Source organism: Ruegeria sp. HKCCA5763, assembly GCF_013034545.1.
GTDB lineage: Bacteria > Pseudomonadota > Alphaproteobacteria > Rhodobacterales > Rhodobacteraceae > Ruegeria.
Window position 1 is genome coordinate 389,360 of record NZ_WQGF01000001.1, and the last position, 23,768, is coordinate 413,127.

Annotated in this window: 25 protein-coding genes; 18 read left to right on the forward strand and 7 right to left on the reverse strand. The window is 56.1% G+C overall.

Annotated features, from left to right (window positions below):
• Nucleotides 1–246 precede the first annotated feature (246 nt).
• From GOV89_RS01930 to ureG, 9 genes are all read left to right on the forward strand, one after another.
• The gene (locus GOV89_RS01930) at nt 247–945 is read left to right on the forward strand and encodes an urease accessory protein UreD (protein WP_253284497.1); all 699 of its coding nucleotides are present in this window, start codon (nt 247–249) and stop codon (nt 943–945) included.
• Nucleotide 946: 1 nt separating this feature from the next.
• Entirely contained in the window at nt 947–1,249 is a 303-nt protein-coding gene (locus tag GOV89_RS01935; RefSeq protein WP_171237315.1) for an urease subunit gamma, read from the forward strand.
• A gap of 17 nt (nt 1,250–1,266) precedes the next feature.
• Complete coding sequence (locus GOV89_RS01940; protein WP_171174974.1) at nt 1,267–1,428, forward strand: hypothetical protein; 162 nt, start codon at nt 1,267–1,269, stop codon at nt 1,426–1,428.
• Nucleotides 1,425–1,757 carry an urease subunit beta gene (locus GOV89_RS01945; RefSeq protein WP_171237316.1) on the forward strand — a complete coding sequence of 111 codons (333 nt, stop codon included), beginning with the start codon at nt 1,425–1,427 and terminating at the stop codon, nt 1,755–1,757. Before GOV89_RS01940 ends, GOV89_RS01945 begins: the two co-directional genes overlap by 4 nt.
• Nucleotides 1,732–3,492 (forward strand): urease subunit alpha, encoded by a 1,761-nt coding sequence (gene ureC, locus GOV89_RS01950; protein WP_171237317.1) that lies wholly within the window; start codon nt 1,732–1,734, stop codon nt 3,490–3,492. Before GOV89_RS01945 ends, ureC begins: the two co-directional genes overlap by 26 nt.
• 121 nt (nt 3,493–3,613) lie before the next feature.
• A complete protein-coding gene (locus GOV89_RS01955) occupies nt 3,614–3,838 on the forward strand; it encodes a DUF1127 domain-containing protein (RefSeq protein ID WP_171174960.1) in 225 nt (74 codons plus the stop codon).
• A 28-nt stretch (nt 3,839–3,866) separates the two neighbouring features.
• Nucleotides 3,867–4,319 carry an urease accessory protein UreE gene (locus GOV89_RS01960; RefSeq protein WP_171174958.1) on the forward strand — a complete coding sequence of 151 codons (453 nt, stop codon included), beginning with the start codon at nt 3,867–3,869 and terminating at the stop codon, nt 4,317–4,319.
• On the forward strand, nt 4,303–4,956 hold the full coding sequence (locus GOV89_RS01965) for an urease accessory protein UreF (protein WP_171237318.1): 654 nt from the start codon (nt 4,303–4,305) through the stop codon (nt 4,954–4,956). Before GOV89_RS01960 ends, GOV89_RS01965 begins: the two co-directional genes overlap by 17 nt.
• Nucleotides 4,953–5,582, forward strand: coding sequence for an urease accessory protein UreG (gene ureG, locus GOV89_RS01970; RefSeq protein WP_171174955.1), 630 nt, complete (start codon nt 4,953–4,955; stop codon nt 5,580–5,582). Before GOV89_RS01965 ends, ureG begins: the two co-directional genes overlap by 4 nt.
• A 34-nt stretch (nt 5,583–5,616) precedes the next feature.
• On the opposite strand, the gene GOV89_RS01975 is transcribed toward ureG, so the two are convergent.
• The 5 genes from GOV89_RS01975 to GOV89_RS01995 are packed head-to-tail and all read right to left on the reverse strand — an operon-like array spanning nt 5,617 to nt 8,577.
• Nucleotides 5,617–6,744 carry a TonB family protein gene (locus GOV89_RS01975; protein ID WP_171237319.1) on the reverse strand — a complete coding sequence of 376 codons (1,128 nt, stop codon included), beginning with the start codon at nt 6,742–6,744 and terminating at the stop codon, nt 5,617–5,619.
• Nucleotides 6,741–7,118, reverse strand: a complete 378-nt coding sequence (locus GOV89_RS01980) for a biopolymer transporter ExbD (RefSeq protein WP_171237320.1) — start codon at nt 7,116–7,118, stop codon at nt 6,741–6,743. The genes GOV89_RS01975 and GOV89_RS01980 overlap by 4 nt, the downstream gene beginning before the upstream one ends.
• Before the next feature lie 4 nt (nt 7,119–7,122).
• A complete protein-coding gene (locus GOV89_RS01985) occupies nt 7,123–7,449 on the reverse strand; it encodes a biopolymer transporter ExbD (protein WP_171237321.1) in 327 nt (108 codons plus the stop codon).
• Nucleotides 7,450–7,480: 31 nt separating this feature from the next.
• A complete protein-coding gene (locus GOV89_RS01990; RefSeq protein WP_171237322.1) occupies nt 7,481–8,146 on the reverse strand; it encodes a MotA/TolQ/ExbB proton channel family protein in 666 nt (221 codons plus the stop codon).
• The gene (locus GOV89_RS01995; RefSeq protein WP_171237323.1) at nt 8,143–8,577 is read right to left on the reverse strand and encodes a hypothetical protein; all 435 of its coding nucleotides are present in this window, start codon (nt 8,575–8,577) and stop codon (nt 8,143–8,145) included. The genes GOV89_RS01990 and GOV89_RS01995 overlap by 4 nt, the downstream gene beginning before the upstream one ends.
• A 514-nt stretch (nt 8,578–9,091) precedes the next feature.
• On the opposite strand from GOV89_RS01995, the gene GOV89_RS22670 reads away from it, so the two are divergent.
• The 5 genes from GOV89_RS22670 to GOV89_RS02020 all read left to right on the forward strand — a co-directional run bounded on the left by GOV89_RS22670 (nt 9,092) and on the right by GOV89_RS02020 (nt 16,340).
• Nucleotides 9,092–10,087, forward strand: a complete 996-nt coding sequence (locus GOV89_RS22670) for a FecR domain-containing protein (protein WP_217352128.1) — start codon at nt 9,092–9,094, stop codon at nt 10,085–10,087.
• 32 nt (nt 10,088–10,119) lie between these two features.
• Nucleotides 10,120–12,351 carry a CHASE2 domain-containing protein gene (locus GOV89_RS02005; RefSeq protein WP_371810098.1) on the forward strand — a complete coding sequence of 744 codons (2,232 nt, stop codon included), beginning with the start codon at nt 10,120–10,122 and terminating at the stop codon, nt 12,349–12,351.
• Between the two features lie 289 nt (nt 12,352–12,640).
• Complete coding sequence (xylB, locus tag GOV89_RS02010) at nt 12,641–14,098, forward strand: xylulokinase (protein WP_171237324.1); 1,458 nt, start codon at nt 12,641–12,643, stop codon at nt 14,096–14,098.
• Nucleotides 14,098–15,039 carry an aldose epimerase family protein gene (locus GOV89_RS02015; RefSeq protein ID WP_256368493.1) on the forward strand — a complete coding sequence of 314 codons (942 nt, stop codon included), beginning with the start codon at nt 14,098–14,100 and terminating at the stop codon, nt 15,037–15,039. The genes xylB and GOV89_RS02015 overlap by 1 nt, the downstream gene beginning before the upstream one ends.
• A gap of 44 nt (nt 15,040–15,083) precedes the next feature.
• On the forward strand, nt 15,084–16,340 hold the full coding sequence (locus tag GOV89_RS02020) for a cytochrome-c peroxidase (RefSeq protein ID WP_254451488.1): 1,257 nt from the start codon (nt 15,084–15,086) through the stop codon (nt 16,338–16,340).
• Nucleotides 16,341–16,354: 14 nt separating this feature from the next.
• On the opposite strand, the gene GOV89_RS02025 is transcribed toward GOV89_RS02020, so the two are convergent.
• Nucleotides 16,355–17,866 carry a CRTAC1 family protein gene (locus GOV89_RS02025; protein WP_171237327.1) on the reverse strand — a complete coding sequence of 504 codons (1,512 nt, stop codon included), beginning with the start codon at nt 17,864–17,866 and terminating at the stop codon, nt 16,355–16,357.
• On the reverse strand, nt 17,856–19,073 hold the full coding sequence (locus GOV89_RS02030; protein ID WP_171174933.1) for an ROK family transcriptional regulator: 1,218 nt from the start codon (nt 19,071–19,073) through the stop codon (nt 17,856–17,858). Before GOV89_RS02030 ends, GOV89_RS02025 begins: the two co-directional genes overlap by 11 nt.
• Before the next feature lie 192 nt (nt 19,074–19,265).
• On the opposite strand from GOV89_RS02030, the gene xylF reads away from it, so the two are divergent.
• The 4 genes from xylF (at nt 19,266) to xylA (ending at nt 23,735) form a co-directional block, all read left to right on the forward strand.
• Nucleotides 19,266–20,246, forward strand: a complete 981-nt coding sequence (xylF, locus tag GOV89_RS02035; RefSeq protein ID WP_371732105.1) for a D-xylose ABC transporter substrate-binding protein — start codon at nt 19,266–19,268, stop codon at nt 20,244–20,246.
• A gap of 75 nt (nt 20,247–20,321) precedes the next feature.
• Complete coding sequence (locus tag GOV89_RS02040) at nt 20,322–21,620, forward strand: sugar ABC transporter permease (RefSeq protein ID WP_171237328.1); 1,299 nt, start codon at nt 20,322–20,324, stop codon at nt 21,618–21,620.
• Nucleotides 21,620–22,417, forward strand: coding sequence for an ATP-binding cassette domain-containing protein (locus GOV89_RS02045; RefSeq protein ID WP_171174927.1), 798 nt, complete (start codon nt 21,620–21,622; stop codon nt 22,415–22,417). The genes GOV89_RS02040 and GOV89_RS02045 overlap by 1 nt, the downstream gene beginning before the upstream one ends.
• Before the next feature lie 13 nt (nt 22,418–22,430).
• Entirely contained in the window at nt 22,431–23,735 is a 1,305-nt protein-coding gene (xylA, locus tag GOV89_RS02050; protein WP_216601824.1) for a xylose isomerase, read from the forward strand.
• Nucleotides 23,736–23,768: the final 33 nt, after the last annotated feature.

A 23,768-nucleotide genomic window follows, 5' to 3' on the forward strand; every position in this document is an offset into this window, starting at 1 on the left:
TATTTGATCGGATGACGCGAAACTAGGCATTCTGCGACGGTGCAAATTGGCGTTTCGGCGCGTCAGCAAGGAAACAGATGGCACCAACAGGTCTTCCAAAGGTGCCTTATTACTCAAGCTGCTGTTATAAAACCCGCGCAAAGTGCGAACCCACCACGCGCCGCTGGTTCAGTTAACCTAAGCACCAAGCTGCTGGGCGCTAAGAGTGTATTAGACAGGTTTCACCATTCCGGGTCCTTCAAGTGCTTGTTCCCAAGAACCACAACGCCGCATTTGGAGGCGGTTCTTCTCAACACGGCCGGTGGAGTGACCGGGGGCGATAGATTTCGGTTTTCAGGCAAAGCTGCAGAAGGCACTACGCTGACGCTGACAACGCAGGCTTGCGAACGTGTCTACAAAGCGCAGCCTGAAGAAATCGGCCAGATTACCAACCACCTGACAGTTCAGTCTGGCGCTCGTGTGAATTGGTTGCCGCAAGAGACGATCCTGTTCAACGATAGCGCGTTGGAGCGTCGGCTGAAGATTGATTTAGCTCCTGAAGCTGAGTTGTTGATGGTCGAGCCGCTGGTCTTCGGGCGCGCGGCGATGGGAGAGCGGCTCAGCAAAATCCGTCTCAGTGATCGGATCGAGATGCACCGCCAAAAAGGTCCGGTTTTTCTGGATGCGATACGGTTTTCAGGCGACTTGAACGCTCATCTGTCCAAGCCGCATATCGCAAACGGCGCTGGGGCAATGGCGTTGATCGTATTTGCCTCGAAGGCTGTGGAAGCTCATTTGGGTCCGGTTCGCGACATGCTGCCGGATACGGCAGGGGCGACACTTATAAAAAACGAACTGCTGATTGTTCGCGCCCTGGCTGAAAACAGCTTTGCCTTGCGCCGTACCTTGATGCCGGTTTTGCGGCAACTGAACAAAGGCACATTACCCCGATGCTGGATGCTCTGACATGAACCTGACCCCACGTGAAAAAGAAAAGCTGTTGGTCGCCATGGCCGCGGAAGTTGCCCGCAAGAGACTGGCCCGCGGCGTTAAGCTGAACCACCCCGAAGCCATCGCCCTGATTACGGACGCCGTGGTCGAAGGTGCGCGCGATGGTCGATCGGTCGCTGACATGATGCAAGCCGGGGCTGAAGTCATCAGCCGGGAACACTGTATGGAAGGCGTGCCAGAGATGATCCACGAAGTACAAGTCGAGGCAACGTTTCCCGATGGAACCAAGCTTGTCACCGTCCACAATCCCATTCGATAGTAAAAAAGGAACGCGTTATGATCCGCATGCTCTTTCCCGCCCTTGTTCTTTCTGGCCCGGCAATAGCCCACACTGGCACGCATATTCACGCACACCCAACCGACTATGCCACGTTGGGCGCTGGGCTGGCTTTGATTGCTTTTGCTCTCATCGCGCTGCTGACCAAGCTGACCAAATGATTCCGGGTGAGGTCATTCCGGCCGACGGCTCACTGACGCTGAACGCCGGGCGCAGCAGTCGCCTTGTTATGGTCGCCAATACAGGTGACAGGCCAGTACAGGTCGGCAGCCATTACCACTTTGCCGAGGCGAACGCTGCCCTGGATTTTGATCGCCATGCAGCTTTGGGGATGCGGCTGGATATTCCTGCGGGGACGGCCGTTCGATTTGAACCGGGTCAGGCCCGCGAAGTGATGCTGGTTCCTTATGACGGGCGGCGGCACATTTATGGTTTTAACATGCACATCATGGGGGCTTTGAAAGATGCCGGGCAAGATCAGCCGGAGTGATTATGCCGCCATGTTCGGCCCAACTGTGGGTGATAAGGTTAGGTTGGCCGACACCGATCTTATTATCGAGGTGGAAAGAGATCTGATTGTGGATCGCGCGACAGCCGCGCGGTTCAGCAAAACGGGTCACCGCGAAGACGTCTATGGCGAAGAAGTCAAGTTTGGCGGCGGTAAAGTAATCCGCGACGGGATGGGGCAATCTCAGGTCACGCGTGCTCAGGGGGCTGTTGATACGGTGATCACCAACGCTCTGGTCGTTGATCATTCCGGTATCTACAAGGCAGATGTGGGGCTGAAGGACGGGCGGATCGCCAAAATCGGCAAAGCAGGGAACCCCGATACGCAGCCGGGTGTAGACATCATTATCGGCCCGGGGACCGAGGCCATCGCAGGCGAGGGGCGCATCCTGACGGCAGGCGGGTTTGATAGTCATATTCATTTCATTTGCCCCCAGCAGATCGAAGATGCGCTGCATTCCGGCCTGACGACCATGCTTGGTGGTGGCACCGGTCCTGCACATGGCACTCTGGCGACCACCTGCACGCCGGGGCCCTGGCATATCGGCCGGATGTTGCAAGCGGCGGATGCCTTTCCCATGAACCTGGCCTTCGCGGGGAAGGGCAACGCCTCACTGCCAGCGGCGCTGGAGGAACAGGTCAAGGCAGGCGCTTGCGCGATGAAACTGCACGAGGACTGGGGAACAACCCCTGCCGCCATCGACTGCTGCCTTTCGGTTGCGGATGCGATGGACGTGCAGGTGATGATCCATACCGACACGCTGAACGAATCTGGTTTTGTAGAAAATACCGTGGCTGCCATGAAAGGCCGAACGATCCATGCCTTCCATACCGAAGGTGCAGGTGGCGGCCACGCCCCAGACATCATCAAGATCTGCGGCGAGAACCATGTTCTGCCATCCTCGACCAACCCAACACGCCCCTTCACCGTCAATACGGTTGAAGAGCACCTGGACATGCTGATGGTATGCCATCACCTTGACAAATCCATTCCCGAAGACGTGGCCTTTGCCGAAAGCCGTATCCGGCGAGAGACCATCGCGGCCGAGGATATCCTGCACGATATGGGCGCCTTCTCGATCATCGCGTCTGACAGTCAGGCAATGGGCCGCGTGGGCGAGGTGCTGATCCGTACGTGGCAAACCGCCGATAAAATGAAGAAACAACGCGGGCGTCTGAGCGAGGAAACCGGAGACAACGACAATCTTCGTGTTCGGCGTTACATTGCAAAGTACACTATCAACCCGGCCATTGCGCATGGACTGAGCCACGAAATCGGCAGCATCGAAGAAGGCAAGCGTGCCGATCTGGTCCTGTGGAACCCAGCCTTTTTCGGAGTGAAGCCCGAGATAGTTTTGCTGGGTGGTACCATTGCTTGCGCTCAAATGGGTGATCCCAACGCTTCGATCCCTACACCGCAACCTGTTTATAGCCGCCCGATGTTTGGCGCCTATGGGAGATCGGTTGAACATTCCGCGATCACATTTGTCTCGCAGGCCGCGCAGGAGGATCGGATCGGTGATACACTGGGATTAGCCAAGCAAACCGTGGCTGTACGGAACACACGGGAGATCGGCAAACAGGACCTTCTGCTGAACAGTGCGACACCTCATGTCGAGGTTGATCCGGAAACCTACGAGGTGCGGGCAGACGGCGAATTATTGACCTGCCAACCCGCTGAAGTGCTGCCAATGGCGCAACGCTATTTTTTGTTTTGACTAAGAATTGTGCTGCGTTGCAGCGCGCGCAACGGAGCCATGAGCAAACATGCACTACTCAATGAGGCCGATATGACAAATATTCAAACCCAAGGGAGGACCAACGATTACGAGGGTCCAAATGGCAGACTCAGCAACTCAGACGCACGCACGGATTTCGCTGCGTGGCTTGATCGCATCCATCGGGTCATCAATCTTTTCAGTTCTAATGAGCTTGGCCGAAGCGCAATCGCGCGTGCGGCAAGTCAACTACTTGCAATCGCTCAGCGACGAAGAACTGAAAAAGCGCGGCCTTACGCGCGAACGGATTGTGCATCAGGTATTTGCGGATTCTATCTGGCTCTGACTGTTTCCGGTGCTGAGGAGGGGATCGCATGACTGCCCTTCTGTGTACCGCGCGTCAGTATTCGGGTCACACGCACAGCGACCCGGCGGACAGCTTGTACCTGACCTATGATGATCGGTTCCTGCGTCGCAAGGTTCTGACATGCGAAAGTGGCGAGCAGATATTGATCGATCTGGCGCAGACAACGTCGTTAGATCACGGAGGCGCGCTGATCCTCGATGACGGGCGCGAGGTGGAAATCCGGGCAGCGCCGGAAGCTTTGCTTCAGGTGACAGCCCCGGACCTGACGCGCATCGCCTGGCACATTGGCAATCGTCATACACCGTGCCAAATCGAGAAAGACCGCCTGTTCATACAGGTCGACCATGTCATCAATGACATGCTTTTGAAAATCGGGGCTACGGTGCAGGAAGTGCACCAACCGTTCACACCCGAAGGTGGCGCTTATGGTCACGGTCGGACTCATGGCCACACCCACTGACACCGATATCCTGACCTTGGCCCAATGGCTGTCCCCTGCGTACCCTGTCGGGGGTTTTGCCTATTCTCATGGCCTGGAGGCAGCGATTGACGAAGGGTGTGTCACGTGCTCACAGGACGCCGAAGAATGGATTTCGGATGTGCTGGAGCACGGCTCGGGGTGGAATGACGCGTTGTTTGTTGTCGCGGCATACAGGGCGCGGACACAAGGTGAACTGGTCAACATCGATGCGACCGCACGGGCCTTCTGCGCGTCATCCGAACGGCTTATGGAGACCGATTTGTTGGGGCAGGCGTTTGGAAATGTGACGCGAGATGTCTGGAAGTTGGATCTACGCCAACTTACGTACCCGGTCAGTGTAGGGCAAGCTGCCTGTCGGCAGAATCTCCCCGTGTCTTTAACGACCAAGATGTTTCTGCAAGCATTCGCCAGCAATCTTGTAGCTTGCGCAACGCGCCTAGTTCCTTTGGGCCAAACTGACGCGCAGCGATTGATCCGCACCCTTACACCATTGTGTGAGAAGATCGCTAGCAGGGCACAAAAGGCTGGCTTGGATCAACTGAGCTCAACAGCGTTTCTGACGGACATCGCATCCATGAAGCACGAAACACAATATTCGAGGATATTCCGAACATGACGAATATGAACGGCCCACTTCGCGTCGGCATTGGCGGCCCGGTAGGAGCTGGAAAAACCACGTTGACCGCTGCACTGTCCGAAGCTCTTCGAGATGTCTGTTCAGTGGGCGTCATAACCAATGATATTTACACACAAGAGGATGCCGAAGCGCTTATGCGTATGCAAGTCCTGCCCAGGGACCGGATCATTGGCGTGGAAACCGGAGGCTGCCCGCACACTGCAATTCGCGAAGACGCCTCGATCAATCTGGCCGCTGTCGCTGAAATGCAGGCGCGTCATCCTGATCTGGACGTTGTGCTGATTGAAAGTGGTGGTGACAATCTGTCCGCGACGTTCAGCCCCGAACTTGCTGACCTTACAATCTATGTAATTGATGTGGCTGCTGGCGAGGAAATACCTAGAAAAGGTGGGCCAGCGATCACCAAGTCGGACATCCTGGTAATCAACAAAACCGATCTGGCACCTCATGTCGGTGCGTCGTTGGAGGTTATGGAACGAGACGCGCAAAAGATGCGCAAAGGAAGACCTTTTCTGTTCTCGTCACTTCGCAATCGAAAAGGGGTTGGCGCAATTGTGGATTTGTTGGAGCAGACAGGAGGTCTGAGAGTGTCAGGGGCCAGTTAGCTGCGTAACAGACGATGCTAAAAGGCCCACCTAATCATCTAATCTGGTAGTAGAATGACAGTTTTCGACTGACGCCGCCAGGTGGGCGCGGGAACGGCGCGGCGGTGCGAACCTGTTGCTTTGCGGCGCGCTCTATATCGGGTGAGCCAGAGCTTTCGACAATATCGACCCACGCCAAAGTGCCATCGGGACTGATTTCAAAAAACACGCGCGCATATCCGCGCGCTGCGACATAGACAATCGGGGCCCGGTTTAAATGAACCAGAACCTCACCGGCATAATTCGTTGAATCCGAGTTTCCTGGGCCGCGCCCACCAGATCGATTGCTGCTTCTGCTTTGTCGAAAGACGTCCACACCTTCTCTTTTGAAGGCAGAGAGCGGCGATTCAATCGTCTGCTCTGGAAAGCGCAGATTGTCAAAATTGTTGAAACGCTCCAATGTTCTTGGTTGGGCGGGTTGCGCGTCGCGGTTGGGCGGCCGTGGTCGAAGCGACGAAACCAGCGCTTGTTCGGTTTCGTCTGCTTCCGCTTCGGGGATGGGCAGATCTGCCTCCTCATCCAACGGTTCCTGGGTTGCTTGGGGTGTTACAGGTTCGACGGTTTCACCGTTTTCCGGGTCGATTGGAGATAGCTCTGCCGGCAAAGCGGCAAGCTGTTCTTCTGATACCGGATCTTCGACCGAAGACGGTTCAACCGGAGATGCTGTTTGATCTGGGGGCGCTTCTGGCGTTTCAGTCACGGTGTCAGACCCTGCGGTTTGCGCAGCTTCACCGGTATCATCCGGGCCCTGTTCCACAGGTTCGGTGACCGCTTCTTCCGGTGCTCTGGGCTGAATGATTGCGGAGTCTCCGGTATCGGGCGCGTAGGTCTGTTTTGGGTCGGGCGACGCGACACGGGCGTCGCTTGTGGGGGCTTCGGCCTCTCTGGGCTCAATTGGCGGTTCTTCCAGAGGGGGTGGTGTCTCTGCCGGTTCGGGTTCGACAGGTTCAAGCCGGGCATCTGCAAACTCTTCAAAACTGTTGCTCAGTTGGACAGTATCTGTACGGCTTTCACCTGCGGCTTGGTTTGACAGGTTTGGCACGGTCAGGCTCAGGCCCGCGAGATGCATCAACAGCGATACCGAGATCGCGAGAATCGCGACAAAGATAGACCGCCTGATCATTCGAGGGCCTGTTCTGTCACAAGAAAAACCGACGGAGCGCCTAACCGGCGCAGGGTGGTGGTGATTTCCATCAATCGGGGCGCAGACGCATTTCTGTCTGGCACGATGCGCACCGGCCCGGATTCTCGATCGGCCATGAAAGCTTCGGCGTCTGTTGGCCTGCCGCGAAAGCTCAACGTTCCGTCCTGATGAAGAACAAGCGCATCGGGTGGTTCACGGCCTTCAAGATCTTCAGTGTTCACCAATTCCAGGTCCGGATCCAATGGAGGAGCTATTGTGCCGGCGATCAGAAAAAAGATTAGAATAAGAAAGACAACATTGATCAGCGGGATGGTTGAATCGCGGTTTCGGCTGGTTCGGATGTGGCGGATCATTCTTTTACTCCAACACTCTAACCATGAGACCTTCGCGCCCGCGCAGGCGAACAAGAAGGTCCACAAGGCGTTGTGCGGACGTATCCGGATCAAGGCTGATAAAAACCTGACCGGACTGAATCTGACTGTCCAAGTCGTCAAGCGACGTAACTTGGCCATTCAGCGCGACCCGCTCGGCGCCGAGCTGCACAAAAAAGCGTTCGATTGTCGTTGTTTCGTTTGCTGCGCCCTGGGTTGCACTGCTGAGTTCAATCTCGCTGAACCTCGAGAAAGTCGAGGACAGCATGAAGAACAGCAAAAGCAGAAAGATCACGTCGATCAGGGGCGTCATCGACATCCGCCGCCGGACAAATGGTGCCGTGTTACGCATGTTCTGGTGCAGCCGAAACCCGTGCGGTACCTGCTGCGCTATTGATCGAGGGCCCGGGCACCAGAACCGTGCGCAGGGCTTTGTCCGCAAACACACGCTCGCGCGCTGTGCGGCTTTCGAGCCAAGACAAGACCATGGAGGTTGGCATTGCAACGGCCAGCCCCACCGCAGTGGTTATCAAGGCGACCCAGATGCCGCCAGCCAGAACCGAAGGATCCACTGACGACCCTGCGGCCTGCAGGCTCTGAAACGCGCTGATCATACCAAGAACGGTGCCAAATAGTCCCAGTAAGGGTGCAAGCTGCGCCACAGTGTCCAACAGGCGAAAACCGCGCTCAAGCCCGGCAAGCACAAGGCCGGTTTCGGCATCCAGTCTGTCATCGGCTCCGGCTACGCCCGCTGCATCCATCGCCGCGCCGACAATAGGGGCCAGATAACTTTTGCTACCGGCCAGCTTTGCTCGGGCGGCGTGTTGGTCGCCAGCGTCCCATGCGGCAAGTGCTTCGGACAGCACTTTATGTCTCCCGACACCACAGGCCGCAAATTGCCAGAGTTTGTAAAGAGTGACAGCCAGCGTCAGCACGGACATCGCGATCAGGATCGCCACGACCGGCCCGCCAAGTGCGAAAATCTCACGAAGTGCGGTTAAAGGACTCATCCCAAAAGCTCCATGGCTACTCGACTGCTCAGCGACAGGGTCTTTCCGCATACCTGGCTTTCAGCGCCATCGACCAGGCAAGAGTTCGTTCCGTTTATCAAGACCTGCCCAACTTCGGCGCAAGTTCGGTTTGGTAAATCAAACTGGCGTACTCGAGGCCTGTCCGCCGGCAAGTCACGGAAATCGAACAGGGACAAGGTCACAACACCACCTTCGGCATCAAAAACAACGGTTTCAAATACCGCGCCATCAATCGTAAGCCCGGTTTCATTCTTGGCCAAAAAGGTTAGCCTGCATGATCCGGTGACATCCTGGACCGCATTCAGTTCTACGAAGAGTTTGCCATCATGTTTGGTGTCAGATTGCGCTAGCGCGGTAGACGACAGGCTGGCGCAAAACGCTGCCGCTGCTAAAATGCGACTGGAAAACATAAACTTACTCCGTTTTGCTGCGCTCGTTTCAGGGGCGGCACGATCAGTTGACCTATTTGTTTGTCGACCCAGTCATTCGTCAAGTAAAGCCTAACCAAGGGTCGTGGGGTAAAAGGATCGTCAGCGCAAGTTGATGAGTGCTTTCACAAGCTAAGAGATACGGGGCGCAAACAGAATTTCAACTGTGCACGGCAACACCGATCCTGGCCATTTCTGCGCCTCGGAAAAAGTAAGACTTTATCGTGCTTGGCAACCAAGAAAGGCCCATCCACTTGCCGTGTCAGAGGTGCGGGAAACGATGGTTTGATAGTGACTTGAACATTAAACTTGCTAAACGCGCATGAAATGGCGCATATTTGTCTATATTTTTTGCACATAAAATAACAAAAAATTATGCTTTTGCAGGGGCGATCATCGAGCACAGTGCGATTTGCACACATCAGGACCCAAAGGGGGAAGGGGCTCGGTTTTGTCGTGGTTAAAGATTGTATTGGTTCTTTGCCTTGTTGTTACCATGCCGTTGCAAGCTGTTGCCAACATTGGAAAAGTTATCAGCGCCAAGCAGGGCGCCCAGCTTGTTCGTGAAGGAAAAGCGCAGCCTGTTGTTTCTGGTATGGATGTCGAGTCCGGAGATGCGATCACCACAGATCAAACGGGTTTGATCCAGATAGTCTTTGTGGATGACACTAAGATCGCAATTGGTCCCAACGCCCGCATGGTGCTGGATGTGAGCCTGTTGCGCGGCAATCGCAAAGCCAAAAGCTTTGCAGTTCAGGCGCTGGGCGGCAGCTTTCGGTTCATTTCCGGTAAAAGCCGAAAGCGCGCTTATTCAATCACGACACCTTCGGCGACAATGGCAGTGCGCGGAACAACCTTCGACATGTGGGTCGTTTCCGAACAGCAAAGCGCAATGCTTGTGCTTGAGGGGACGGTCAGAATGTGTGGGGTTCAGGGCACCTGCAGATCTTCGGGGCGTCAGTGCAGCATGTACGCAACAAGCGGAAGCGGAGCCGTCGGGCGCCCTGCAAGTCAGGCGCAATACGAACAGGCTTTGCAAAGCGGCTTTCCCTTCATTCAATCTCAGGAAGGTCTGTTGCCCCCGTTACAGGTCAGAGTTGAAGGTTGCGCCGGAGAAGCCGCGCCCATACGTCGTGTCAAGCCAAACAGGGCAGAGCCTCGCGACGCGCCCCCGCAACGGCGGGAAAGAACGGACACCGTAGACGCGACTCCTGCGTCAAGCCCGTCAACTTCGGGACAGAGTGAGCCCGAAAGACCAGAGCCGCAACAAGAGGAACCGGAAAGAGAGGAACCGGAACAAGAAGAGCCTGAAAGAGAGGAACCAGAGCGGGAAGAACCAGAAAGAGAAGAAATCGATCATGAGGAGCCAGAGCGGGAAGAACCAGAAAGAGAAGAAATCGATCATGAGGAGCCAGAGCGCGTAGAACCGGATCACGAAACGACCGATAGAACGGCATCTGAAGAAGGGTTCTCAACAAACGTTTTTGATTGACGGCGCGTTTTTCCTCTTTCCCGGAGGATGGTGTGAGCGAAAAGACACGTAAAACCAAGAATGGGCGATGGGCCTTTCGTCTTGTTGGGCTGGTCCTGATCCTCTTTGGCTGTTTCATCCGTGCAGTGGATCCTTACCCGGTTCGAATGACTCGCCTGGTTTATTTCGATGTGCTTCAAAGGTTGTCTCCGCGAGAATTCAATCCGGATCTTCCCATACGCGTCGTGGATATCGATGAAGATGCGTTGGCCAATTGGGGACAGTGGCCCTGGCCGCGCACTCTGGTCGCTCAAATGGTGAAGAATCTGGGCGACTACGGTGCAGCAGCCATCGCTTTCGATATGCTTTTCGCCGAGCCTGACAGGTATTCACCATCACGCCTTCTGAACGATCCATCGCTTAAGGGTATTTTGACGGTGGAGCACCATGCCCAGAAGCTGGACAACGATGTGTTGCTTGGGATGGAAATAGCATATTGGCCAGTTGTTCTGGGTGCCGCTGCGCGTCTATCGCAGGAAGGTAAAACCATCACGCCCAAAGCAGGAATTGTCGAATTTGGGGAAAACCCTGCAGAGGGTTTGATTTCGGTTCCTCATTGGACGCCAATCGCGCCTCCGCTGGACCGAACTGCGGCAGGAATTGGTGGCGTCAATGTCTCACCCATTGGTGGAACTGGTATCGTGCGCCGCGTGCCGGTTCTTTGGGACGGGCCGGACGGGCCCATGCCAGGTCTGGCAATCGAATCTCTGAGGGTTGCACTGGGGGAAACCACCATTTTTGCCGAAGGCGCGTCAGACGAAGCAGGCATCATGCTGGCTGTTGAAGTCGGGGGCTACCGGATGCCAACAACCGAGAACGGTGAACTTTGGCTGAAATACCGGCGTGACACACCTGACCTTTATATTTCGGCTAACGATGTCATGGCAGGTTCCTCCGATCCGTCTTTGCGGGCCGAAATCGAGGGCCGCATAATACTCGTGGGCACATCTGCTGCCGGTCTGTTTGATATTCATCAAACGGCGCTTGGCGAAAGTGTCCCAGGTGTTTCAATTCATGCGCAGATGATCGAGCAAGTTTTGACCCAAGAGATGCTGAGCCGGTCTGATGTAACGGCGGCGCAGGAGTTGCTTGCCTTTGCCCTTTTGGGACTTGTCGTTATTGCTGTCATGTCCATTTTTGGTGCTGTTGCCTCCTTTATTGCTGGTGGCATTGCCGCGGCTGCCGTTCTGACGATCAGTTGGCTGGTCTTTCAGAATCAGTCTGTGTTGTTTGACGCGACCTTCCCATTAATCGGGGGTATGGTGAATTTTGGTCTGTTGGCAGGCTACTTGTTCATTTCGACCGAACGCGAAAAGCGTGAGATTCGAAAGGTGTTTTCGCACTACGTTGCCCCTGAAATTCTCGATGAAATGGAAAGTACGGGCCACCAATTGCAGCTGGGAGGAGAGACCCAGGAAATCACCGTTATGTTCTCGGATATTCGGGGTTTTACGTCTCTGTCCGAAACAGCATCCGCCACTGAGCTCGTCTCCGTTCTGAACGCGCTGTTTTCCAAAATTGGGGATCAGGTCCTGCGCGAGCGCGGAACGATCGACAAATTTATTGGTGACGCGATCATGGCCTTCTGGAACGCGCCAATCCCTGTTGCAGACCATCCGTGCCGTGCAGCATTCGCGGCGCTCAAGATGCGAAGCGCGTTAGAAGAATTCAATGAGTCCAGCATTATGCGAAACAGGCAACCCATTGCTTTGGCAACAGGAATTGCCACAGGACAGGCGTGCGTTGGGAACATCGGATCAGAAAAGCGCTTCAATTATACTGTTATCGGCGACGTCGTGAATGTCTCAGCAAGGCTTGAACAAAGTTGCCGTGCGGTTGACTATGATATTGTCGTATCAAACGGGGTTTCCCGCGCGGGGCAAGCGGATCTGGCATTGTTGGAGGCAGGGCGTGTTGATCTGAAAGGTAAAGCCAACCCCGAACCTGTGTTTGTTCTGGTGGGGGATCAATCGGTCCTGAAGGCGCGGGCGTTCCAGGATCTTACTTCTCTGCACAGCGAATTGATTTCAGCGATAAAAAGCCGACACCCTCAGGGCAGGATCGAAGAACTGTGCCGGCGCTGCGAAGATCTGGCTGAAGACATCGAGCCAGGTCTCCGCCGGTTTTACCGTGCGCTTCTTGGCAGAACGGCTGATTTCAGATCGGACATGCCATCGGGTCAACTCATGTTCACCAGGTACAACCAGCGGGTAGGGGCCGAGTAGACCGCGATGCGATCTTGGTTTCGTTCCCTCACAGACAGTCGTGACTCAATAGAACAGACCTAGCGGGCTAACGTTAAAGCATCCTTGCGCGTTGCGTCTCTTCGGTGACGTGGCCGGTATTGCGAACTGAAAGTCCATGCCGTGCTGAATTTCGCACAATAGGGTGTCTCTTTTCTTGAAATTGGCGTAATACGTTAGCGCAAACTATTTTGCCGCAAGTAAGTAGTGACCCGGCGCAGGCCCGCCTGCGTCACGAAGCTCTACGGTAGGCAAGAAGGGGGGAGAACAGGTGTATCTTGGTCTGGATCTGGGGACGTCCGGTCTCCGTGGTATTGTCGTTGATGAAGGCGGCCATGTGCTGGCCGAGGCCGATGCAAGTGTTGAAACCTCAACACCTCGTTCCGGGTGGTCCGAGCAGGTGCCGGGTGAGTGGATTGAGGCCTGCCAAAAAGTGGTTACCCAATTGCGAAAGGCAAATGCCGCGGCTTTTTCCGCTGTGCGTGCTGTTGGTTTAAGTGGGCACATGCACGGTGCCACACTGATCGACAAAGATGGAAACGCATTACGGCCATGCATTTTGTGGAACGACACGCGATCCGCGCTTGAGGCTGCTGATCTGGACGGTGCCGCGAGGATGCGTGCGATCACGGGTAATATCGTGTTCCCGGGTTTCACCGCGCCTAAACTGGAATGGGTGCGCAGGCATGAGCCCGAGGTCTTCGAAAAAGTCTTCAAAGTACTGTTGCCAAAAGATTATCTTCGTTTGTGGCTGACGGGCGAGTATATCAGCGACGTGTCAGACAGCGCCGGAACCGCGTGGCTGGATGTTGGCAGTCGCGAATGGTCCGACACAGCGCTTGAGCAAGGTCACATGCACCGCGATCAGATGCCAGAACTGGTTGAGGGCAACGCTGTCGGAGGGCAGTTGCGGCCCGAGATATTGCAGAACTGGGGATTGGCCGGGCCTGTAATTGTTGCAGGCGGCGCAGGCGACAATGCAGCAGCAGCCTGCGGTATTGGCAGCATTAACGAGGGGACGGGTTTTCTGTCATTGGGTACCTCTGGTGTGCTGCTGGTGGCCAAAGAAAGTTATGCACCCGCGCCGGAAACAGCGGTTCATTGCTTTTGTCACGCCGTGCCTGAGCGTTGGATTCAGATGGGCGTCATTCTGTCTGCCACAAACAGCTTGAACTGGCTGTCTCGAAACTTGGGACAGCCCGTTGGGGCGTTGGCGTCGGCGCTACCGGATCAGATCAATGGGCCGTCTGGTACGACCTTTTTGCCTTATTTGTCAGGGGAACGGACGCCGCATAACGACAGCGCCATCCGAGGCGCATTCCTTGGACTGGATATCGCCACGGATCCGAAGGCTCTGACGCAATCCGTGATGGAAGGTGTTGCCTTTGCCATGCGTGATTGCCTTGAGGCGCTCAAGGCCACGGGAACCACGCCAGAAAGCCTGACCGTTGTGGGCGGCGGAGCGCGATCTCGGTTCTGGCTAAAGACACTGGCGACTGTCCTTAATACACGTCTTGTTCTGCCCAAGGGGAGTGAGTTTGGTGCCGCGACCGGCGCAGCGCGTCTGGCGGCCTGCGCATTACGGGGGGCAGACCCGGCGGGCGTCATGACCCCTCCGGAAACGGCTGAAGTCATTGTGCCAAGGACCGAGCTATGCGACGGGTATGAGAATGCCTATCAGCTTTATCGCCAATACTATGCGGCGTTGGCACCGCTTTCCGCGTCTTGATGGCGGGGCAACGCTCAGCAACCATAGAACGGGTTGTGCTGGAAGACGGTGACATGTCCGCCTCATTGCTCAGCTATGGTGCGATCACCCAAGGGTGGTGGTTGGGGCAAACGCCACTGATACTGGGCTATGACACACCGCAGGACTATCTGACGGACCCATATTACCTGGGTGCAATCGTCGGGCGCTTGGCCAACCGTGTCAGTGGGGCGCAGTTCGATTTTCTGGGTGAAGCCATCAGAGTTACGGCGAACGAAGGCAAAAACGCGCTACACGGCGGTCGGGATGGTCTGTCCCATCAGTATTGGAGTGTCGAGAAAACTGCTCTAAATCAGGCGGTTTTGTCGATAACTTCACCTGATGGTGAGGGCGGGTTTCCTGCGGAAGTCCAGTTCGTGATAAAGGTGGAGCTGGCTTATCCGTGTCTGATCTATACGATCACGGCGCATCCGGATCGGCCCACGCCGATCAGCATCGCGCAGCACAATTATTACTCACTTGGTTGCCCGCAGGGCATTCTCGATTGCCGTCTCAAACTACATGCCAAAACCCTTCTTGAATTGAACGCAAACGCCATACCCACCGGCCGCATTCTAAAAGCCGATGCAGAAAGCCTGGATTTCACGCGCGGTCGCGTAATCGGTCAAGAAGCTGGCTTTCTTGACCACTATTTTGTGTTTGAAGATGGACGGGACGTGACCATGCCTGTTGCAGAAGTCGAAACGCCATCGGGTTTAAAGATGAAGGTTTATTCAGATCAACCGGGCGCACAGGTCTATGCAGCAGCACATTTGTCTGATCCTTTCAGACCCGGGGCGGCGCTTTGTATTGAGCCCGCCGGATACACCGACGCGGTGAACAATCCGGCCTTTCCTTCTGTGATCTACACGCCGGAAAAACCCTATCGTCAGAAGCTTAAGCTTGAGATTGTCGAGGATTGAACATGAAAGCTCGGATTTCGGCAGTTTCAATAGGCTTTTGGCTGATGGCATCAGCACTTCAGGCGCAGGACCTTGGACCCGTTCCGAAATTTCTTGAGCCGGACCTGGAACGTGTCGAACTGGGACAGTTGTTGTTTTACGACCCCATTCTTTCGGGGAACAAGAATATCAGTTGCGCGACTTGCCATCATCCGAAACTGGGCACGTCTGATGGGCTTTCACTTGGAATCGGAGAAGGCGGTGTGGGGCTTGGGGCCGAGCGTAAGATCACTCAGGACAACTCTCCCGAACAGCGGATTCCGCGAAACTCGCCGGGCCTGTGGAATCTTGGTGCGTTGGAATTCACAACTTTTTTTCATGATGGTCGGCTGGAGGCTGATCCGTCACAACCTAATGGCATCAGAACGCCATTGGGGACGGATATGCGGCGCGGCTTTCAATCGGCTCTGGCTGCGCAAGCGATGTTCCCGGTGCTTTCACCTGACGAGATGGCGGGTCACTATTCTGAAAACGAGGTGAGCAAGGCGGTACGGCTTGGCTTGTTGACCCAGGAGGGCGGGGCCTGGGACCTGATCGCGGCGCGGGTGGCGGGGATACCGGAGTATTCGCAGCGGTTTGAGGACGTCGCGCCCGGGGAAGAGATCACCTTTACCGCCATCGCCAATGTCATCGCGGATTTCATCGCTTTTGAATGGCGGGCAGATAACAGCCTTTTTGACCGCGCGATGCGGGGTGAAGAAACTCTGCCCGCGACAGCGCAATTGGGTATGACCCTGTTTTACGGTGAGGCCGGGTGCAGCAGTTGTCATAGCGGATGGTTCCAGACGGATCACAGTTTCCATTCCATCGCCATGCCCCAGATCGGCCCCGGAAAAGCGGCCAGGTTCGAAAACCACGTGCGCGATGACGGGCGGTTGCGCGTCACAGGGGATGCAAGGGATGCGTTTGCTTTTCGCACGCCCTCATTGCGGAACGTGACACTGACCGCGCCCTATGGGCACAGTGGCGCGTATGCTGAGCTTGAAGATGTGGTGCGTCACCATTTGGATCCTGTGGCAGCCTTGCGCAATTATTCGGTCGAGAAAGCCGAACTGCCCGAATTTGATGGCGCGCTGGATGCCCAGGCTATGCAAGACCCCACGCATGTGGAGGCAATTGCCGCCTCAAACACATTGGCCCCAATGAGCCTGAGCGATGATGACATCAACGCCATCCTGAGTTTCCTTGGCACTCTGGAGGACCCGGCAGTTCGGTTGGGGGTGCCCAAGACGGTTCCAAGCGGTTTGCCCGTTGACCAATAGTCAGCGGTCAGCGGTCAGCGGCTAAGGCGTATCACCTGATTGGGGTTGGCGGTCCGCCAATCACTTGCTTTGCCATCGGGCCAGATCACCCTGATCTGTAAGCTTTCCGCATCGCCCAGACCAAAGTGGTGAAATCCAGCAATGCCACTGGCATGACCGCCGCCAACTGTGACTTCCCGGGTCTGCACTCCGGCGTCCGTTTTGACCTCGATAAAACTGCCGATGGCCAAGCGGTTGGGTTGTGCTTGACCCACATCCACCATCAACCAGTTGCCATTTTGCGGCTTGTTCTGAAAAACCTCCAGTGATGAACCGCGATTGACGACCACCATGTCCAGCCAGCCATCCCCGTTCAGATCGGCCAAGGCCCCGCCGCGGGACTTTGCCATAGAAGCCACGCCCGCTTGTTCTGCTGTTTCGACAAATTGCCCATTGCCGTTTTGTATCAGTAGGTTGTTTGGATCGGTTTGTGCAGCGTCTGGCATCTGTTCGACATTGCCCTTAGCGACAAAAATATCGTCCCGCCCGTCATTATTAACGTCACCGAATTGGGCGTGCCAGCCGGTTGAAGGACGACCATCACCACCTGTGTGTGGCCTGTGTGCTGTCGTCCCCCGATCATAGGTCGCGTCACGCCATGTCGGCCCCTTAGTCGACGGATCGAATGTCTGGAATTTTTGATCCCCCATCGAGGTCAGGTAGACGTCTGGAAACCCGTCGCCGGTCAAATCTCGCGAGGCGATGCCCATGCCCCAGATCGAATACGGCAGCCATCCGTCTGCGTGCTCATAAAGGCGTGGGGTGTTCTCCATCGCCCAAAGTTGCTCTTGCCCGTTGCGCACATAGTAGTGACGGTCGTTGCTGACACGCAGATCCGCACGCCCCGACCGCGCCCAGTCGGAAAACAGTACCGAGAGGGAACAGTGCCCGGGTTCCAGATGTACGGGAACGCCATATGAGCTGCCATCCGGTCGATACAGCAAAGTCGGCCCGCATGTCTCAAATGGTCCATCGGGGTTGTTGCGGTCAACGTAGGTGCCAAACGCCAGCGTGGGCAGCGCTTGCCCGCTTTCCCAAGTGGCAGAGAAACCCGTGGTCCAATGATCCTCAGAAGTGAAGTTCAGCGAGTTGAAAAGGTCGAACGCGCAATCCGGCCCGCCGCGCAGCAACAGATCTGAACCCACGCGCAGAACTGCCAGGTCAAGCAACCCGTCGCCATCTACATCCACCGGATATGCGCCGGTCACACCAGTCAGGGACAAAGCGCTGGGCGTGTCTGCCCGAAACTGAATGTCTTCCTCGGATACGTTCACAAAAAACTGCGCTGGGTTTGAACCTCCGGCAGCAAAAAGTTCGGGGCGGTCGTCGCCATTACAGTCGAAAACAGCGACCCCACCGCCCACAAAATGTTCCCACCCGCCGTCATAGATATGGGGTTGAACGTCAACGCCAAAAAACTGCGGGGAAGGCGCATCCGCCGCAACGGTTGTTGCTGTGGTCAGCAGGAAAGCCAAACTAGTTCGCATGTGCCGCCAATTCCCTGACTTTCAGAATCGAGACCTGTTCGATTCCATAAGCAGCCGCCCCCTTTGCCCACATTGAATCCCCCCAGTGATTCACTTTGATCGCGGGCAGGGGTGCGTCAACGCTGACGACACCGTTTCTGATACGCGTCATTACGTCTTCCGAGTGCAGATATTCAAAACTGCCCCTTGTGCCGGACAGGATAATGCATTCCGGATCGAACAAATTGATCAGGTTCGAAACCCCCATTCCAAACATTTGACCGGCCCGGGACAGTACGGAAATCGACCGAGCATCGCCGGCATTTGCGGCCGTAAGAATATCTGTAAGTGTGCGAGGATCCGTGGCCTGGCTGGCAATCGTCGCTTCGCGGATCAACGCGTATTCTCCGACATAGGCTTCCAGACATCCGCGCTGTCCGCACTGGCACAGCGCGCCGTCCAGTTGAACCTTCAAATGCCCGAACTCCGCGCCGCATCCGCGCTCGCCGCGATAAAGTTTGCCATCAACGACGATACCCAAACCGATGCCGTGTTCGATGGTCACAACCAGAAATGTTTTCAGCCCTTTTCCCAGCCCAAACAATTGCTCGGCCTTGGCCACCAGATTGGCGTCATTTTCGATAAAGGCGGGGCAGGGCAGCGCCTTGGACAAGAGCGGGCTCAGGTCTACGTTGCGTTCTGTCAAAGAAGACGACCAATGTACAAAGTTCTTTTCTGCGTCGATCAACCCCGCAATGCCGATACAGACGCCGGACAGATCAGACAGCGACCGGTTCGCAGTGCCACAGGCAAGGTCAAGGGCAGTGCGGATCGTTTGTGTGAAGATTTCGGGTGCCATACGCGCCTCATCCAATGGATGGGTATAAGAGGCGATTTCGGTACCTTCGAAATCCACCAAGATGACCGAGATCTGATGCCGCGCGACCTTTACACCCGCAATCATGTGACAACCGCCGTGCAGTTTCAAAAGCACACGTGGCCTGCCACGACGTGTGGATTTTGACTGCGACTCCCCTTCAATTTCCTGGATAAGACCGGCGGACAGCAGGTCTGCTGTGGCAGATGTGATTGTTGCAGGACTGGTTTCAAGCGCCGTGGCGATGTCAATTCGCGAGATGGCTTCGGTTGCGCGAATCTGCTCCAGCACCCGCAATCGGGTGATGTTTCTTTGGTCCGTGGCGTTTGAAGAAGCTTTGCTTTTCAGCATCTTGCCCTCGCGAATCTAATCCCTGTTTCAACCTAGGCGGTTTTTTCTGTTACCGATAGCATAAATATTTTACCGACTGAAATAAATATGCTACTCAGAATTATCGGGGCCACGAATCATGAAGCGATGGCTCAATGAAACCGGGAGGAAATCATGAAAAGAATTCTCAGCGCTTCCGCTGTGGCGGTGTTGATGGGTACGGCCGCTTTTGCCGAACCTGTTGTGGGCGTCAGCTGGTCGAATTTCCAGGAAGAGCGTTGGAAGACCGACGAGGCCGCGATCAAAGCCGCGCTCGAGGCGGGTGGAGCCGAATACATTTCGTCGGATGCGCAATCGTCCTCGGCCAAGCAGTTGTCGGACATTGAAAGTCTGATTGCTCAGGGCGTTGATGCACTGATCATTCTGGCACAAGACTCTCAGGCCATTGGTCCGGCGGTTCAGGCAGCCGCTGACGAGGGCATTCCAGTTATCGCGTATGACCGCCTGATCGAAGATGACCGGGCGTTTTATCTGACCTTTGACAACGTAGAAGTTGGCCGGATGCAAGCGCGCGCTGTATTCGACGCGATGCCCAAGGGTAATTACGTGATGATCAAGGGTTCGCCCACCGACCCGAACGCGGATTTCCTGCGTGGTGGTCAGCAAGAGATCATCCAGGGCGCCGTTGATAGTGGTGACATCGTGATTGTGGGTGAGGCTTATACCGACGGCTGGCTGCCTGCGAACGCGCAGCGCAACATGGAGCAGATCCTGACAGCGAACGAAAACAACGTTGATGCCGTGGTCGCCTCGAATGACGGTACTGCTGGTGGCGTTGTTGCTGCTCTGACCGCGCAAGGCATGGACGGTATTCCGGTCTCGGGCCAGGATGGTGACCACGCGGCGCTGAACCGTGTTGCCAAGGGCACGCAGACCGTCTCGGTTTGGAAAGACGCACGTGAGCTGGGCAAAGCTGCCGGTGAAATCGCGGTTGCGTTGAGCAGCGGAACAAGCCCTGCGGATGTCGAAGGCGCGATCAGCTGGACCTCGCCCGGTGGCACCGAGATGAACTCGGTCTTCCTGGCGCCTGTGCCGATCACCAAGGACAACCTGACCGTTGTGGTCGACGCGGGCTGGATCCCGCTGGAAGACCTTTGCCAGGGCGTCGAAAACGGCCCTGCGCCCTGTAACTAAACCAAGTTCCAAATCACAACGTCTCTGGCCCGCAAGGGTGGGCCAGAGATCATAGCTGAACATGAAAGATCGGATATGACCGAAACTTCGTCTCAGCCGGTACCCCAAAAAGCAAAGGCCAACCTGTTCCAGCAGCTGGAACTGGATATGCGGCTATTGGGCATGATCGGCGCCTTCATCATCCTGTGCATCGGCTTCAACATCGTTACGGATGGCCGTTTTCTGACACCCAGAAACCTGTTCAACCTGTCGATCCAGACCGTTTCGGTTGCGATCATGGCTTGTGGCATGGTGTTCATTATCGTCATGCGCCATATTGACCTGTCGGTTGGGGCGCTTCTGGCGACCACATCTGCGGTCATGGCGATGACTCAGACCGAGCTATTGCCCAACGTATTGGGAATGGGTTTGAACCACCCGGCGACCTGGGCGATCACTTTGGTCGTGGGTCTTGTGGTGGGCACATTGATCGGCGCCTTCCATGGTTGGATGGTGGGCTACCTGACCATTCCGGCCTTTATCGTGACGCTTGGCGGTTTTCTGGTCTGGCGCAACGTTGCCTGGTACATGACCGATGGCCAGACAATCGGCCCGCTGGACAGCAACTTCCTGATGTTCGGGGGGACAAACGGCACGTTGGGAACTACCGTCAGCCTTTTGTTCGGCCTTGCCGCCACTGCTATTGCGATCTGGGCGTTGTGGAGCGGCCGCCGGTCCAAAGCCGCCCACGGGTTCCCTGTGAAACCTGTTTGGGCTGAGACAACTCTGGCTGGAATCATTGGCATCGCCATCATGGGCTATGTCCTGATCGTCAACAGCTATGCAATCCCGACCCGCCGTCTGGAACGGATGTTCGAAGCGCGGGGTGAGACCTTGCCCGAGGGGCTGATTGTTGGCTACGGCATTCCGATCTCGGTTCTGATCCTGATCCTGGTGGCCGTGACATTGACCGTTGTAGCCCGCAAAACCCGCTTTGGCCGTTACATCTTTGCCACTGGCGGCAACCCGGATGCGGCAGAGTTGTCCGGTATCAACACGCGCATGATGACCGTCAAAATCTTTGCTCTGATGGGATTCTTGTGTGCGTTGTCAGCGGTTGTGGCTTCGGCCCGTCTGGCCAACCACTCGAACGATATTGGCACGCTGGATGAACTGCGCGTGATTGCTGCTGCGGTGATCGGTGGAACCGCTCTGTCGGGTGGTATTGGTACGATCTACGGCGCAATCCTTGGTGCTTTGATCATGCAGGCGCTGCAATCGGGCATGGCCATGGTCGGCGTGGATGCGCCGTTCCAGAACATCGTCGTCGGCACTGTCCTGGTTTTGGCTGTCTATATCGACATCGTCTATCGCAAACGTCTGGGGGCGAAATGATGCAAGCTCAAGAAACACAGAACCAAGCTTCGGGCCGTGGTTCCGGCCAGCCTCCGCTTGTGGAAATGCGCGATATCTCGATTTCTTTCGGGGGCATCAAGGCGGTAGACCACGTCTCAGTTGATCTGTACCCGGGCGAAGTTGTGGGCCTACTGGGGCACAATGGGGCCGGTAAGTCCACTCTGATCAAGGTGCTTTCGGGCGCCTATCAGATGGACCATGGTGAAATCCTGATTGATGGCAAGAAGGTTGAGATCAACAACCCGCGTGACGCGCGCGCCAACAATATCGAGACGATCTATCAGACGCTGGCGCTGGCAGACAATCTGGATGCAAGCTCGAACCTGTTTTTGGGGCGCGAGATGGTCACCCCCTTTGGTCTGGTCAACGATGCTGCGATGGAGGCTGAATGCCGCAAGATCATGGCGCAGCTGAACCCGAATTTTCAGAAGTTCAACGATCCTGTTTCGGCCCTGTCGGGTGGTCAGCGGCAATCAGTGGCCATTGCGCGCGCGGTGTATTTCAACGCACGCATCCTGATCATGGACGAGCCTACGGCCGCGCTGGGTCCGCATGAAACGCAAATGGTGGCGGACCTGATCCAACAGCTAAAGGCGCAAGGCATCGGGATTTTCCTGATTGACCACGATGTGCATGCGGTGATGGAGCTGTGCGACCGAGCCTCGGTCATGAAGAACGGGCAATTGGTTGGTACCGTGGACATCCCTGATGTCACTGATGACGACCTGTTGTCGATGATTATTCTGGGCAAGAAGCCCGGCGAAAAGACGGAATGAGGTAAACGAGATGATGAGCGGTTTCTTTCAAGGGATCGAGCAGGTCCAATTCGAGGGCGAGGGCAGTAAGAACCCGCTCGCATTCCGTCACTACAACCCGGACGAGATCGTCATGGGCAAACGCATGGAGGATCACTTGCGTTTTGCCGTGGCGTGGTGGCACTCGTTCGCGTGGGAAGGGGGGGATCCGTTTGGAGGCCCCACTTTCGAGCGCCCCTGGCACCCGCAGGACGACATGGGGCGGGCCAAGATGAAGGCCGATGTGGCCTTTGAGATGTTTCAGATCCTGGGGCAGCCTTACTTGTGCTGGCATGATGCGGACATTCGCCCCGAGCAGGGGAACTTCGCGGACAATCTGCGCACGTTGAACGAGATCACCGACTATATCGGTGAAAAGATGCAGGTGTCAGGCACCAAGCTGCTGTGGGGCACGGCTAATATGTTCAGTCATCGCCGCTGGATGGGCGGTGCCAGCACCAACCCTGATCCCGATGTCTATGCTTTTGCTGCGGCCACGGTGAAATCCTGCCTGGACGCCACCCACAAGCTGGGCGGCGAGAACTATGTGCTTTGGGGCGGACGCGAAGGGTATGAGACTCTGCTCAACACTGACATGAAGACCGAGCTGGATCATATGGGCCGGTTCCTGAACATGGTGGTCGAGTACAAGCACAAGATCGGGTTCAAAGGCGCGATCCTTGTTGAGCCCAAACCGCAGGAACCGTCAAAGCACCAGTATGATTTTGACGCGGCCACCTGCATCGGTTTCTTGCGTAAGTATGGGCTTGAGGATGAGGTCAAACTGAACCTTGAACAGGGGCACGCGATCCTTGCGGGGCATAGCTTTGAGCACGAGATCGCCGTGGCCGCAGCCGAAGGGATGCTGGGGTCCATCGATATGAACCGGAACGACTATCAATCGGGTTGGGACACGGATCAGTTCCCTAACAACACGCCCGAAGTCGCGCTGGCCTATTACCACATCCTGAAAGCGGGCGGGTTCACCACAGGTGGCACCAATTTCGACGCCAAGCTGCGCAGACAATCCATCGACGCCGAAGATCTGATTGCCGCGCATGTGGGCGGGATGGACATCTGCGCCCGGGGCCTGAAAGCAGCGGCTGCAATGCTTGAAGATGGCGGTTTGGAGCAGGCGCTGGCTGACCGCTACGCAGGCTGGAAGACGCCCGAGGCGCAGGCGATGCTGGCTTCGGGCCTGGACGAGATTTCCGAGCGGGTTCTGGCCGAGGGGATCAATCCGCAGCCGAGATCAGGGCGTCAAGAAATACTGGAAAACTACGTCAACAGATTTGTCTGAGGGCCAGGGTCCGGGAGAGGGCGGTTGGTTCCG